The sequence below is a fragment of the Streptomyces gossypii genome (assembly GCF_025165795.1).
In the GTDB taxonomy this organism is placed as follows: Bacteria; Actinomycetota; Actinomycetes; order Streptomycetales; family Streptomycetaceae; genus Streptomyces; species Streptomyces gossypii.
This window is the reverse complement of record NZ_JAJAGO010000003.1, coordinates 145,277-160,069: the sequence shown is the minus strand read 5'-3', so window position 1 is coordinate 160,069 and position 14,793 is coordinate 145,277. Positions and strand designations below refer to the sequence as shown.

Below are 14,793 nucleotides of genomic sequence, written 5' to 3'. Positions count from 1 at the left end.
CTACGCCAAAGAAGCTGGCGCCTGTTCCTAGCCCACTGGTCTAAGGGCTGTCCCGTAATCCCTGGTGGATCAGCGCGCGGCGTCAGATGCGGTGCTTCGCAAGGCGGAGGGGCGTCCTCATACCGGGCGTGTCCGGGCGTTCCGACAACGCGGCGAGGTGCCGTAGCTGACGCCGCGCGCCCGCCAGGGATCACGGGACAGCCCTTAGGCAAAGTCCTCTGGCCTCTCCTACTCATCTGAAAGTTAGAACCGAACCCGCCCCGTCAGAAGATCCTCTACCAATCCGAGACGAAGGTTCTGCAACTTCCGAAGCTCATTACCTACCCGGTCGGCGTCGCTCCTGCACGCCGAGACCATGGACAGAACGTCGTGCTGGACCGCAATCTCCGGGATCTGGACCTGCAATCCGAGCACGGTGGCGCTGCTGATCTTGACCATGCTCTCGGAAGTTCCCTGGGCATGCGCTTGGATCTGGCGACGCACTCGAGAGCTCCTCAGGACCAACTCAAGGAATTCTGGAACACATCTTCCGTTAGTGGTCAGCCTCATCATGAGATCGGGATAGATGCAGGGAGTTCCGACATCGCGGTAGATACCGACTAGGCCCACAAGATCGCGAGTGTTCGCTCTACTTACCAAAAGATCGCCGTCGGACAGCATCGCCAGAAGGTTACGGCCGTCATGCTTCGGTACATCCTTGAGTTGAACTGGCTTAAATCCCTGCCGAGTCAAGCAGCCCAAACCAAGCGCCCTTACCCCCGTCCAATGGTCTGTTTCAACTGGCGAATAGCCGTTTTTCGGTCGGCCAGCCAGATACATGGAAATCGGTTCAGATGGTCTGCCAACTTTCGAAAGTGCAGCTTCAATGAGACCGCGCTCACGCGCTTCAGCCTTCGCAAGCACCTTTCCGAACGACCTGATCTGCTCGTCTACCGCATCAAGGATCTCCACGATCCGTCGCTGCTCCACGATCGGAGGAAGAGTCAAGAGAGTCCGAAGAAGGGCCGCATTCGTGAAGTTCACCTGAGACTCAGCCATCCCAGATGTTCGTTCATCTAGGAAGTTTTGAGGAGATTCCAAAGATAGTGCGGAGGCCAGAATCCTCGGCAATACGAGCTGAGTTCGAGGACGGAGCAGAACCATCTTTCCAGAAACGATTAGGCGGGGTTGGGGGTGGTCATTAACATGAACTACCACGCCTACCCGGTGACGAGGCCCTGCCTTTGTGACCAGCACGTCATCATTGTTTACTTCGAGCGCAGGCTGGTTCCAGTAGTTCCGAGGCAGGGTCTTGTGTGCAGCAGCATCCCATCCCGCCCATGTGATCGCTGTGGTCTTTAGCAGCCCCCATTCTTGCTCACGAATCTGCCTCTCCTCGCAGGTCGGACTTGGACCCGAGGCGTGATAAGCAATTAGGTCACTGACGTAATACTGCTTCCATCCCAAAGGAACTGGATCAGACATATCCGAGCTCCTGCAGCATCTCGTCGACTCGGGTGGCCGCAGCCGCGCGCCGGGCTTCCAGTTCGGGGAGGGGGACCACATACTTGGCGGCCCAGGTGCCGTACCGGTCGATCAGGGCTCTGCGGCCGGCGGCGAGGCGGGTGTCGAGGCGGCGGCCAAGATCGGCCTTGAGGATGCGCATAACGAGGTCAGGTTCGGTCTCGGCATTGTGGATCTCGCGTACACCCGAGCCGAGTTGGTCAATGAAGGTGGCTTCCAGTTTGCGGACCTTAGACTTCGCGGCGGCGAACTGGGCACGCAAGCGCTTCAACGCGACGGGGTCGACTTCCTCGACCTCGTCGGCATCGTCATCGGAGGTCGTTGTGACAGCCTTAACCTTGGCGTCGAGTTCGGCCCGTAGGTTCTCGGCTTCCTCAAGCTCGTTGAGGTAGTCAGCGAGGACGTATGGGACCAGCGGGTGTTCCCGAGCCTTGCGTTTGGCGGCTGCCTGACGTTGGGCGTTCAGTATCGCCGCGCCGTCATCTGCAAAAGCGGTCTGGATCGTCGTCAACCAGCCTTGAACGACCCCGCTGAACTGGTGGTAGGCAAGGGTGCGGATGTCGTACTGCACGCTGCCCCACCAGGAGGCGACCACGCCAGAGAGCTGGAAGCGGTCGAGTGCGCCGAGCGGTTCGAGTTCTGCGACGAACGACTCCAGCAGCTCGGCACGGGTGGCCATGACCTTGTGGGTGTCGGGCAGTTCGGTCAGGCGCTTGCTGTGCCGGGTCCACCACTCATCAAACGCGTCCCGTACAAGCGCTTCGGCGGGCGCGGCAAGCTCCGGGATACGGTCTGTGGCCGACCGCCAGCCTTCGACGGGGAAGTCGCAGTAATCGGCGTCCCGTTCGGCAAATAGGGAGTACACGTCCACGCCGTACGCCTTGAACGCGGCCTCGTGCTGACGGACTTCGGATTTCGGAACGCCGCCGTGCAGGTGGGCCCGGACATCCTGGGGCTCCGGTCGCGGGGTGTTGTCGACGTAACGTCGAATGTTGAGGTTGAACTGATTGTCTTCGATTTCCTTGAGCGACACCACGCGGGCGAAACCAGGGATTTCGTGTGCCGGGTCGGCCAGATAAGCCCGATAGGCGGCGACGATCTTCTCGGCGTGTTCGGGTTCGAGATAGTTCTGGGCTCGGCCAGACAGGTACTCGCGGTCGGCATTGATGAACAGGACCTTGCCTTGGTGCGAGGTCGGGCGGGGGCCGGGGCCGCGCAGGATCAAGATGCACGCCGGGATACTAGTGCCGTAGAATAGATTTGAGGCGAGGCCGATGACGGCCTCCAGTCGGTCGGCCTCGGTGACCTTCCTCCGGATCGTTCGTTCCTCACCGCCACGGAACAGCACGCCGTGCGGCATGACTGTGGCGCCGATGCCGTCGGGCCTAAGCACCGAGAGCACATGCTGGGCGAACATCCAGTCGGCCTTCTTGCCGGTCTCCGGAGTCCAGCCGTATTCGAACCGGTCGGTGTGCTTCATCCCAGCGCTCACATAGCTTTGTGAGAATGGCGGATTCGTGAGCACCCGGTCGAAGAGCGTCAGCATCGAACCATCCGGCTCGAGGTGGAGCGGATTGGCGAGGGTGTCGTCGTTCTCCAAGTCGGCGTTGACAATGCCGTGCAGGATCATGTTCATCTTGGAGATGGCCCAGGTGCCGCCGTTGGCTTCCTGGCCGTACAGGCGCAGGTCCTGAGCGTCCTCGCCGGCCTCCGCGACGTACTCCTTCGACATGATCAGCATGCCGCCCGAGCCGGCGCACGGGTCGTACACTCGCATGCCTGAGTGTGGATCGGCCAGGCGCGCCATCATCCGGACGACGCCGCGCGGGGTGTAAAACTCCCCCCCCTTTTTACCCGCCGAGTCGGCGAACTCGCCGATGAGGTACTCGTAGGCGGCGCCCAGCAGATCGGGGAACTCGAAATCCTCGTTGCGCAGCCGATAGTGGTCGAAGTGCCGGATAAGCGCCCGCAGTTTCTGGTCTGAAAGCGACGTCTTGCCGACCTTGCGGTTGAAGTCGATGTGTCCAACCACGCCCTCTAGCGCCGTGGCGTTAGCGGTCTCTAGCGCAGCCAACGCCTTGTTGAGCAGATCCGCGACGCCGTTCTCAGCCGACTTGCCAAGCAGGTGTCCCCACCGGGCCGCCGTCGGCGCGAAGAAGTCGCCGCCCCGGTAGAACGCCCGGTTGTCGGAGATCTCCTTGGCCTGCGCCGGTGTCCGGCCAGCCGCAATCTGTTCGTCGCTGACGCGGGCCTGAATCGTGTCGAACTGGTCGGAGCAGCGCTTGAGGAACAACATCCCGAAGATGTATTCCTTGAACTCCGAGGCATCCATCTTGCCGCGCAGGATGTCGGCCGCGCCGAACAGATGCTCTTCCAGCTGCGGCAACGTCAGCTTCGCCACAGGCGGAGCCCCCAGTCGTCAGTCTAGGTGGGTCAGGGAACGTCTCACAATACTGCTCAGCTCAGATCATCAACGACTTACCATGAGGGTTGCCCACCCCGTCGGAGGAGTGCCCGTGCCACAGCTGGCGATCGCCAAGGAGTTCCTCTCCGAGTACGCCAAGCTGGAGAAACCGGTACAGAAGGCTGTACAGGCGGCGCTCGGCAAGTTCGCTCAGGCCACCCACGCGGGAGTGCACCTGGAAAAGCTGAACCGGTCCGAGGACCCTCGAATCAGGACAATCCGCATCAATCAGTTCTATCGCGGCGTCGTTCTGGCGCCGGCGGCGGGAGACCTCTACTGCCTGCTGCGCGTCTTGCCGCACGACGACGCAATCGCTTGGGCGACGACGAGGCTGTTCACCGTCAACCAGGTCCTTGGCGTCCTGGAGATGCGCGACGAGACACAGCTACAGAACATGACCGGCACACTGCGGCTGGCCGCCGAAACTACACCAGCCAGGCTCTTCGACCATGTCAAGGATTCGGACTTCCGCGCACTTGGCATCGATGACCAGGTGCTGCCGGTCGTTCGATTGCTGACCCGAGAAGCGCACTTGGACGCCCTCCAACACATGCTGCCGTCACTCCAGTACGACGTCCTGGTTGCGCTGGCCTCGGGGATGACGATCGAGGAAACTTGGGGAGAGGTCAGCAAGCATCTCGTCAACGCCGCCAAGCCTGACCGGGTAGAGCCGGACGATCTGTCCGCAGCTATCGGGCGGACCCCCGATCAAGTCGCGCTCATCAGTGGCCCCGAAGAGCTTGAGAAACTGCTGCGCCCCCCATTTGCACTGTGGAGGATCTTTCTCCATCCGATGCAGCGCCGGATCGCCTACCACGAGCCCTATCTCGGCTCGGTGATGATCACCGGCGGTGCTGGCACTGGTAAGACGGTGACTGCCCTGCACCGGGCTGCGCATCTCGCCAGGTCCTACGACAGCGGCGCGCCGATCCTGCTCACCACCTACAGCCGGCCGCTCACCGCCGAGTTGGCTCGCCAGCTGGACCAACTCGTCGAGAACCCTAGGGACCGCGACCGGATCGAGGTGATTGCCACTGACCAGCTTGCCTCCCGGGCTGTCAGCGAGCGGCACGGAAGTCTCCCTGTGGTGCTCACGTCGCGCGAACTGGTCAGCCTGGCCGACACCGCGCACCAGGACTATGCCGGGGAGTTCCTGGTCGATGAATGGGAGCAGGTGCTGCTCGCCCAGGACATCACCACGCTGGAGGAGTATCTGGTGGCAGCACGTGCCGGTCGAGGCCGTGGTCTGCCCCGCTCGGAGCGGTCGTCCGTCTGGGCCGCCATCGAGGCGTTGCGGGCTCAGCTGAGGGCCCTCGGACGTTGGTCGTTCCTGCAAGTAGCCGACGAGGCGGCACGAATCCTGCAACAGAAGGACGGACCCGCGGTCTACCAGCACGTCGTCGTTGACGAAGCCCAGGATCTACATCCCGCGCAGTGGCGGCTGCTCCGGGCGGCCGTCCGTCCGGCGGAGGACGATCTGTTCCTCGTGGCGGACCCGCATCAACGGATCTGGCAGCACCGGGTACCGCTGAAGAACACCGGCATCAACATCGTCGGCCGAACACAGCGGCTCACTGTCAGCTACCGCACTACCCAGGAAATCCTCACATGGGCTGTCAGGGTGCTGGGACTCGTATCCGAGGAAGACCTCGACGGCTGGCCCGACAGCCGGGAAGGCTACGAGTCGCCGATGCACGGCCGCCGGCCGATCGTCAGGCGGTTCACCGAGTGGTCCGAGGAGCGCACCGCCGTGGTCTCGCAAGTCCGGGCCTGGCTGGCTGACGGCGTCGAGCCGGGTGCGATCGCCGTTGCGGCCCGTGTCAATGCCAAGTCGGACGGCGTGGCGGAAGCTCTTCGCTCCGCGGGCATCGAGCCCGAGCCGCCGGGCCCATCCGGTGGCCGGGTTCAGGTCGGCACGATGCACAACATGAAGGGGCTGGAGTTCCAGTGCGTCGCGGTCGTCGGTGTTCAGGACAAGCTGGTTCCGCACGACAGGGCGATCGTTGCACTGGAAGTCGATAGAGCTGCCCACCGGGAGAGTGTGCAGAGGGAGCGGTGCGTGCTTTATGTCGCGTGCACTCGCGCCCGTGACCGGCTGTACGTGTCGTATTCCGGGGCTCCCAGCCCGTTCCTCCCCCGCTGACCTCGAGGAGCCTCTCCATGCGCCCCCTACGCGTGGCTGTCCAGAACATTCGCGGTGCCCTCGATGTCGAACTGCACCTGCGACCGTTCGGCGCGCTGATTGGTCCTAACAACGCGGGAAAGTCGACCCTGATGGATGCCGTCCTTCTGTTCTACGGCGCACTGGACTGGGACGAAGCCCGAGACATTCCCTGGCACGCTGAACCTGGCGGGGAATCCTGGGTGGAGATCGATTACCGCGTTGACGCCGCCGAGGCCAAGCAGATCGGCCTCGACCTCGTCGACGGCGATCTCCTCCGGATACGGCGCTGGTTTACTAGAAGTAACGATCATCTTGCCGGGTCCTACTACCTGATTCCCCAGGATGGCGGTGAACCGCAGCCGACCGGCTGGGCCAGTGCGGCCAAGCTCGGCCAGTGCGTCCACATCCCGGCGATCAGCAACATGGCCGATCACACGTCGCTTTCTGGTCCCTCGCCGTTGCGGGATGTCCTGCTCCTCGCCTTCTCCGAGCGGCACATCGAGACCATGCTCATGACCGCCAGAGCCGCCCTCGGGACCCTGAGCAACGCCTTACAGGAAGGCCCCATTACCGATCTCGAAAGCGATCTGGACGACGCGCTGACGCCTTGGGGCCTGTCTGCGAAGGTTGACGTAGGCGAGCTGTCCAATGACCTGATCATGCGTCACCTCATCGAACTGCGACTCCACCAAGAGGGTACTCACCGCCCGCTGGAAACCCAGGGATCTGGTGTTCAGCGGGCCATGATCGCCGCCCTGATCCAAGCGGCGGCACGGCTACGCGCCAAGGCTAAGGAGGGGGCGTTCCGTTGGATCCTGTTCGAGGAGCCCGAGGCGTTTCTCCACCCCTCCCAGGTGACGCGGCTCGCACACGACCTGCACCAGCTCGTCACCGCAGGCAACACGGTAGTGACAATCACCACCCACAACGCGGCCGTGCTCGCGGCAGCTGAGACTTCTCCTGAGACGATCACCCGCGTCCACCGTTCGCTCAACGGGATCGAGGTGGCGTCGCCCTCTCCTGCACTGGTGAGCAAGGTCCTCGCGGACATCCATACGCGCTCGGCCTACGCCATGGGGTCTCGCTCTTGTTTCAAGACGGCTCGCCTGACCGCGGCCGACGAAGAGCAGAACCGGGTTCTCTATGACCTGGACGCGCACCGGGCCGCCGCATTCTTCGCCGATCGGGTGATCGTCGTCGAAGGTCCCAGCGACGTGTTGTTCTTCGAATGGCTAGCCCGGCGGGGCCTCTTGGCCCAACTCGGCCCCAATGTCGGAGTTTTGAGCGCATTTGGCAAGTTCGAGCTGCATCGCGCGGCGAGCACTCTGTCCCTGTTCCGCATTCCGCACGTCGTCCTCTGGGACGAGGACGCTGTCATGGCTACCAGCCAGAACGACAGCAAGAAGAGGATGTGCCAGGACGGGGCCGCGCTCACGGCGCTGGCAGCGTCCTCCAATGATCCCGAGTCATCCTTTGTCGGCGCGGTTCGTCTCACCGGCACAATCGAGCGCTGGCTCGGCATCCCGGAAGAGAAAGACAACCCCTGGAAGGCAACGAACATCGGCGCGTCTCTCGGTTACGCCTACGCCGACCCGTCATCTCTGTTGCCCACGCGTGTCAACAACCTGCTCGGCGTGCTCACAGACCTCTTTGTGGGTCGGGAAATCGCTCCCTACCGGCAGCTGCCGGACTTTCACGACGCTCTGATCTCACCGACCCTGCCCCCGCTGACAGTGAATTTGCCATGCGAGGTTGCGGCCTTCCCGCGCCCCGTGTGCGGCTGCCCTGTACCCGCGTGGCCGCGAGGCGTCTAATAATCCAGTTCCAGTGCCCTGCTTTCTGCACGAGACTGTCGCCTTCAAGATGGCGCCATCCATCACCATCGGGCTCTGCAACGACGGGGCTCGCTCCTGACGCGTGGCGCGGGCAACGACCTGGGAAGAAATGACCAGCGGCACCGGGAGCGGTGGAAAGCGACGTACGAGCAAAAGGCTGAGGACGGACGGTTAGAAAACGTTGGCGCTGGGGTTGGCGAATTGGCCGGGACAGGTGTCCGGCGTCGGTACCCTTAAGGCATGTCTACTGCCCCGGTTCGCGTACGTTTCGCCCCGTCCCCGACCGGCATGTTCCATGTCGATGGCGCACGGTCCGCTCTCTACAACTGGGCCGTGGCACGACAGTCCGACGGCACGTTCGTCCTGCGGATCGAGGACACCGACGCGGCCCGAAACAAGCCGGAGTGGATCGACGGCATCATCAGCGCGCTCACGGCGATCGGTATTCATGGCGAGGACACCGCCTTCGAGGGGCCGTACTTTCAGTCGCACAACGCGGCCCGGCACAGCGAGGCCGCCCAGCAGCTGTACGCGGCGGGCAAGGCGTACTACTGCGACTGCACCCGGGAGCAGCTGAAGGAGCGCACCGGGTCGGAGCACCTCGGGTACGACGGATTCTGCCGTGACCGGGGGCTGACCTTCGAGGAGGGGCGGGCGCTGCGGTTCCAGACACCGGATGAGGGCGAGACCGTCGTGATCGACCTGATCCGTGGGGAGCCGGCATTCCCGAACAGCGCGATCGAGGACTTCGTGATCGCCCGCGGTGACGGCTCCCCCGTCTTCCTGATCGCGAACGTGGTCGATGACCTGGGTCGGCCATGTGCCGGTCGTCCTCGGTCCTGCCGGCGGGACGGGTGACGAGACGGCTCCGCCGGCTCCGGTCAGGCTGCCTGGGCATAGGTCGTGGTGGAGAACAGGGCCGCGAGTCGGGCAGCGCTCTGTGGGCTGATCGTCGTCGTGAACCCCGCGCACACGCGCTGGAGAAGCGGCGTCCCTCGCCGAGTCCGCCCTACTGCGAGGGGCGCGGGCTCCCTCGGGGGCGATGGCGGGCTGGATGACGGCGGGTTCGGTCTGGCATTGGAGCATGGACGTCCTCGGGCTGCTTCCGGTCGGCGGCCCCGCCTGCGTATGGCGAGGGCCGACAGGTGGGCTGGGAGCGTCAATGGTCCGGAGGATCGCCGGTTTGGGTAACCGGCGATCGTCGGCTATGTTGCGCCGCGCATCGCCTCGGCTGGCAGGTCGGATTCCAGCAGCCCCGACCCGCTACATCGGGTTCTGCTCGATGTTGATCCGGTTCCAGTCCATGTACCGGCCGAGCTTCTTCGGCTCGTCGATGACGATGCCGGAGAAGAGGAAGCGCAGCACCGCGTTGCGCCGCTCGTCCGTCATGTCCTCGGCGTCCCAAGCTGCCCGCGCGCCCGAGCCCGTGAGGCCGTCGAGAAGCACCATCGGCCGGACGACCACCCTGCGTTGGGCCTTGGCGATGCGATCGGTGATCTCTTTGCGCATCTTGCGGTACTCCGCCGTGGAGATCTCCTTCGCGGTCCACATCTGGTTCAGGTCGTCGAGTTGCCGCTGGTCGTCCTCCAGCTCCTCGGTCACGCTCTCGGAGAGGTTGGTGCTGGCGAGTCGGCCGTCCACCCGCAGCTTGCCGAGCAGCTCGACCGCGGCGTCCACGACGAAGTCCTCCAGCGTCCCGGCCATGACCGACCGGGTGCACTTCTTGTCGTCGTTCCGCCCTCGGCGGGTGCACTGGTAGACCGGCCCGGTGCCCTTGGCGGTGCCGGACATCAGCGTTCCGCACCGCCCGCACATCACCAGCCCCCGCAGCAGGTAGTAGCGCTGCGCGGGCTTGGTGAGCGCCTCCCGGTGCACCGCCGACCGGTACTCGCGCCGCGTCCGCGCCTCCGCCCACACGCCCGCGTCGATGATCGCGGGCCACGGGCCGGGGCCGATCTCCTCGCCCTGGTGCATGCGGATTCCGGCGACGTGCCGTGAGTCGAGCAGCGCGCGGACGGTGCCGCCGGTCCATGCCTTGCCACCGGCCGTACAGATGCCCCGGTCGTGCAGGTCCTTGGCGATCGGTGCCGGGCCCTCCCCCTTCAGGTAGCGGTCGAACACCTCCCGGACGATCTCGGCCTCCTCCTCGACGATCGTCATGCCGTCCTTGGCGTAACCGAACCGCCTTACGCCGCCCTGCGGCTTGCCCTCCCGCGCGCGGTCCTGCATCGCGGACTTCAATCGCCGTGAGGTGTCGTCCGAAGAGCGGCAGGCGTGCGCGACCTCGATGCGGAGGATGAAGCGGTCGTCGGGGTCGGAGAGGTCCCGCCGATTCGCCTCGCCGTGGAGGGTGATCGCGTGGTCGTCGGAGACCTGGAGCAGCTCCTCCAGGTCCCGGGGCTGCCGCATGAGCCGGTCGGGGTGGTAGGCGATGATGTGCCGGAAGCCACGGTTCCGGGCGTCCCCCAGCAGGCGGTCCCACCCCGGCCGTTTCCGCTTGCGACTCCATGCGGAGCGGCTGTTGTCCACGAAGACGTGGGCGGGATCGATGATGAGGCCACGCCGTTCGGCGATCTCTCGGCAGATGCGTTCCTGACGGTCGACACCGGTCTGGTCGTCGTCGTCCGCCTGGGATATCCGGCAGTAGATGGCGGCCGGCTCACCGGCGGTACAGGGGAGGCCCCTGGTGGGCTTGTTGCGCGACACGCAAATGAGTGTACGAACAAGGGGTGGCCTGGGTGACGGGGTCGCCGGAGCTGGTGGGGGCGGTGCGCTCGGCGAAGCAGTATCTGACCTATGTGTCGGCCGGGCCGTTCCAGTACGCCGTGGCCGAGGCGCTCGCCCTGCCGGACGCCTACTTCACCGGACTCCGTGACGACCTGCGCGCCAAGCGGGATTTGCTGACGGCGGGTCTGACGGACGCGGGCTTCACGGTCTACCGCCCCGCCGGTACGTACTTCGTCACGGCCGACATCCGCCCGCTCGGCGAACGCGACGGGCTCGCCTTCTGCCTCGCCCTGCCGGAACGCTGCGGCGTGGTCGCCGTACCCAACTCGGTCTTCTACGACGACCCGGAGGCGGGCCGCAGCCTGGTCCGCTTCGCCTTCTGCAAGCGCGAGGCCATGCTGAACGAGGCCGTCGAGAGGCTGTCCAGCCTGCGGAGAGGCGCTTCGGGGGTCTGACCCGCGCCCCCGACGCGCCCGGCCCGGGTGGGCCGGGTGGGCCGGGTGGGCCGGGCGCGTCAGGGTGCGTCAGAGCAGGAGGCCCTACTTCTCGGTGGCGGGGCCGGAGTCGGGGCCGTCCGCGTCGGGCTCGTCCGGCTTCGCGTCGGAGTCACCGTCCACGGCCTTCTCCAGGCCGAGCTGATCCACCAGCCACTTGTCGAACTCAATGGACGCGCGCACCCAGCTGACCGTGCTGGAGACGAAGTGCTCCAGCGCGACACCGGTGCCGATCATCATCTGGGCCTCGCCGATCAGCCGGACCGTGCCGTCGTCGTGCGTGTGGCTGTAAACCTTCGGCCACAGCGTGCGGCGGTTCCAGTCATCGATCGATTCAAGGAGCGAGACCTTGTCATCGATCGAGTGCGGCCGGTCGTAGAAGGTACGGACCGAGAAGACCTGCTGGTCTCCCTCACCCCGGAACATGAAGTACGTCCGGAATTCCTCCCACGGCGCGGCGAGGTCACCCTCGTCATCGACGACATACTTCAGCTCCATCTGATCGAGAAGCTGCTTAACCAGATCCTGGTCGGGGACGACGGGGCCGGAAGGACCAGTCTCCTGCGGGTCGGACTGCTGGCCCCCGAAATTCGGAATCGAGGACGGGTCGATGGTCACCGTGGATTTCCCTTCATACGGATCTGGCCATCCTCCCTCATGACGGCCCGGTCCTGGCAACCGTGTCTCCGGACGACCGGCCAGATGGTCGGAAAATCCCTCCGGTGCGCTGCCGCCTGGCGACGGCGCACGGCCGACAGACCGGCTCCGCCCGGTCAGGCACCGCCGGGCCACGATCGGGTGGCCGCGCACGGCGCCCGCACATGCCGGACAGAGCCCGGCAGGCGCACCCGCCGCCGCGGAACCCGCCCGTCGCCAGCGCGCGCAGGCCCGGGGGCCGCCCGGCACGCAGCGCGCGTGGACGGACGCCCCCGGTGCGGAGCACAGGTGGCGCGGGGCGGGTCACTCCGGGAGGGGCTCCGGCGATACCGTCAGGCCGTCCCAGCCGTCGACCCGGTCGACGCGGACCGTCTGGCCGTCGCGGATCCGGCCCGACAGGATCTCTCTGGCCAGCTGGTCACCGATTGCCGTCTGTACGAGCCGCCGCAGGGGCCGGGCACCGTACGCCGGGTCGTTGCCCTCCTCGGCGAGCCAGGTCAGGGCCTCCTGGGTGACGTCGAGGGTGAGGCGCCGCTCGGCGAGTCGCCGCTGGAGGCTGTTGAGCTGGAGTCCCGCGATCCTGGTCAGTTCTTCGCCGCTGAGTGCGGAGAAGACGACGACGTCGTCCAGCCGGTTCAGGAACTCGGGCCGGAAGACGGACCGCACCGTCTCCATGACCTTCGCCTTCTTCGTCTCCGGCTTTTCCAGCGGATCGATCAGGTGCTGGCTGCCCAGATTCGAGGTGAGCACCAGGATGGTGTTGCGGAAGTCGACCGTGCGGCCCTGCCCGTCGGTGAGCCGCCCGTCGTCCAGGACCTGGAGCAGCACGTCGAAGACGTCGTGGTGCGCCTTCTCCACCTCGTCCAGCAGTACGACGGTGTACGGGCGCCGCCGCACCGCCTCGGTCAGCTGGCCGCCCTCCTCGTAACCGACATAGCCCGGGGGCGCGCCGACGAGCCGGGCCACCGAGTGCTTCTCGCCGTACTCGCTCATGTCGACGCGGACCATCGCCCGCTCGTCGTCGAAGAGGAATTCGGCCAGCGCCTTGGCCAGCTCGGTCTTGCCGACGCCGGTCGGGCCGAGGAAGAGGAACGAGCCGGTGGGCCGGTCGGGGTCGGCGATCCCCGCTCGCGTACGGCGCACCGCGTCGGACACCGCGCGCACGGCCTCTGTCTGGCCGATCAGCCGCTTGCCCAGTTCGTCCTCCATGCGCAGCAGCTTCTGGGTCTCGCCCTCCAGCAGCCGCCCGGCGGGGATGCCCGTCCAGGAGGCGACGACGTCGGCGATGTCGTCGGGGCCGACCTCCTCCTTGACCATCGTCTGCTTGGCGGCTTCCGGCAGGCCGCCCGCCGAGGCGAGAGCTGCCGTGGAGGCCGCTTCCTCCTCGGCGGCGCTGGCCTCCTCCAGCTCGCGCTCCAGCTCTGGGATCTCGCCGTAGAGCAGTTGGGAGGCACGCTCGAAGTCGCCGTCGCGCTGGGAGCGCTCGGCACGGCCGCGCAGCTCGTCCAGCTTCTCCTTGAGTTCGCCGAGCCGGTTGAGGCCCTGTTTCTCCTTCTCCCAGCGGGCGGTGAGGCCGCGCAGCTCCTCCTCGCGGTCCGCCAGCTCGCGCCGCAGCCGCTCCAGGCGCTGTAGCGAACCGGGGTCGGTCTCGCCGGCGAGCGCCAGTTCCTCCATGCGCAGCCGGTCAACGGCGCGCTGGAGTTCGTCGATCTCCACCGGTGAGGAGTCGATCTCCATCCGGAGCCGGGAGGCTGCCTCGTCGACCAGGTCGATCGCCTTGTCGGGGAGGAAGCGGGAGGTGATGTAGCGGTCGGAGAGGGTGGCGGCGGCGACCAGTGCGCTGTCCGCGATCTGCACCTTGTGGTGCGCTTCGTACCGCCCCTTGAGCCCGCGCAGGATCGCGACGGAGTCTTCGACGGTCGGCTCCGCCACCAGCACCTGCTGGAAGCGGCGCTCGAGTGCCGGGTCCTTCTCGATCCGCTCGCGGTATTCGTCGAGCGTGGTGGCGCCGACCATCCGCAGTTCACCCCGGGCCAGCATGGGCTTGAGCATGTTCCCGGCGTCCATCGAGGAGTCGCCTCCGGCACCGGCGCCCACCACGGTGTGCAGTTCGTCGATGAAGGTGATGATCCGGCCGTCACTGGACTTGATCTCGGCCAGGACGGTCTTCAGCCGCTCCTCGAACTCGCCCCGGTACTTCGCTCCGGCCACCATGGCGCCCAGGTCCAGTGCGACGATCCGCTTGTTCTTCAGGGACTCGGGCACATCGCCCTTCACCACCCGCTGTGCCAGGCCCTCCACCACGGCCGTCTTGCCGACGCCGGGCTCGCCGATGAGCACCGGGTTGTTCTTCGTACGGCGCGAGAGCACCTGGACGACGCGGCGGATCTCCTGGTCGCGGCCGATGACCGGGTCGAGCTTGCCGTCGCGCGCGGCGGCGGTGAGGTCGGTGCCGAACTTCTCCAGCGCCTTGTAGGTGCCCTCCGGGTCCGGGGTGGTGACGCGCTGGCCGCCACGGGCCTTCTCGAACGCCTGCACCAGCTTCTTGTCGGTGACCCCCTGCTCCTGCATCAGCTCGGCGGTGGCACCGCCCTTGGCGGCGACGCCGATGAGCAGGTGCTCGGTGGAGACGAAGTCGTCGCCCAGCTCCTTGGCGCGCTGGGCGGCGTCGGAGATCACGCCCAGCACTGCGCGGTCCGGCTCCGGGCGCCCGACGGTGGAGCCCTGCATGCTGGGCAGCGCGGCGAGCTGGCGCTCGGCGCCGGAGCGGAGCGCGGCCTGGTCGGCGTCGAGTGCGGCGATCAGATCCTGGACGTTCTCGTTGTCCTCGCCCTCCAGCAGGGCGAGCAGCAGATGCGCGGGGGTGATGTCGGGGTGCCCGCCGCTCACGGCACGCTTGTTGGCCGCACTGATGGCGTCCCTGCTCTTGTTGGTCAGCTCGGCGTCCAC

General features: G+C 66.0%; 7 protein-coding genes and 2 pseudogenes. 4 read left to right on the top strand and 5 right to left on the bottom strand.

Going from position 1 to position 14,793, the window contains the following annotated elements:
* Positions 1 to 243: 243 nt before the first annotated feature.
* Both LHJ74_RS07170 and LHJ74_RS07165 read right to left on the bottom strand, forming a co-directional pair.
* Positions 244 to 1,464 carry a restriction endonuclease subunit S gene (locus LHJ74_RS07170; protein WP_260216701.1) on the bottom strand — a complete coding sequence of 407 codons (1,221 nt, stop codon included), beginning with the start codon at positions 1,462 to 1,464 and terminating at the stop codon, positions 244 to 246.
* Positions 1,457 to 3,904 (bottom strand): type I restriction-modification system subunit M, encoded by a 2,448-nt coding sequence (locus LHJ74_RS07165; RefSeq protein ID WP_260216700.1) that lies wholly within the window; start codon positions 3,902 to 3,904, stop codon positions 1,457 to 1,459. The genes LHJ74_RS07170 and LHJ74_RS07165 overlap by 8 nt, the downstream gene beginning before the upstream one ends.
* Before the next feature lie 115 nt (positions 3,905 to 4,019).
* Here LHJ74_RS07165 and LHJ74_RS07160 point away from each other — a divergent pair, with 115 nt between their 5' ends.
* From LHJ74_RS07160 to LHJ74_RS07150, 3 genes and pseudogenes are all read left to right on the top strand, one after another.
* Positions 4,020 to 6,110, top strand: a complete 2,091-nt coding sequence (locus LHJ74_RS07160) for a 3'-5' exonuclease (RefSeq protein ID WP_260216699.1) — start codon at positions 4,020 to 4,022, stop codon at positions 6,108 to 6,110.
* A 17-nt stretch (positions 6,111 to 6,127) separates the two neighbouring features.
* Entirely contained in the window at positions 6,128 to 7,945 is a 1,818-nt protein-coding gene (locus tag LHJ74_RS07155) for an ATP-dependent nuclease (RefSeq protein WP_260216698.1), read from the top strand.
* A gap of 309 nt (positions 7,946 to 8,254) precedes the next feature.
* Positions 8,255 to 8,776, top strand: a pseudogene (locus LHJ74_RS07150) (glutamate--tRNA ligase family protein); the annotation flags it as partial.
* Between the two features lie 453 nt (positions 8,777 to 9,229).
* On the opposite strand, the gene LHJ74_RS07145 reads toward LHJ74_RS07150, so the two are convergent.
* Positions 9,230 to 10,672, bottom strand: coding sequence for a recombinase family protein (locus LHJ74_RS07145; protein WP_260216697.1), 1,443 nt, complete (start codon positions 10,670 to 10,672; stop codon positions 9,230 to 9,232).
* Between the two features lie 23 nt (positions 10,673 to 10,695).
* On the opposite strand from LHJ74_RS07145, the pseudogene LHJ74_RS07140 reads away from it, so the two are divergent.
* Positions 10,696 to 11,148 (top strand): annotated as a pseudogene (locus LHJ74_RS07140) (aminotransferase class I/II-fold pyridoxal phosphate-dependent enzyme); the annotation flags it as partial.
* 84 nt (positions 11,149 to 11,232) lie between these two features.
* On the opposite strand, the gene LHJ74_RS07135 reads toward LHJ74_RS07140, so the two are convergent.
* Positions 11,233 to 11,805: a YbjN domain-containing protein gene (locus tag LHJ74_RS07135; RefSeq protein WP_260216696.1), complete on the bottom strand. Its 573-nt coding sequence runs from the start codon at positions 11,803 to 11,805 to the stop codon at positions 11,233 to 11,235.
* 342 nt (positions 11,806 to 12,147) lie between these two features.
* On the bottom strand, positions 12,148 to 14,793 hold the full coding sequence (clpB, locus tag LHJ74_RS07130; protein WP_260217360.1) for an ATP-dependent chaperone ClpB: 2,646 nt from the start codon (positions 14,791 to 14,793) through the stop codon (positions 12,148 to 12,150).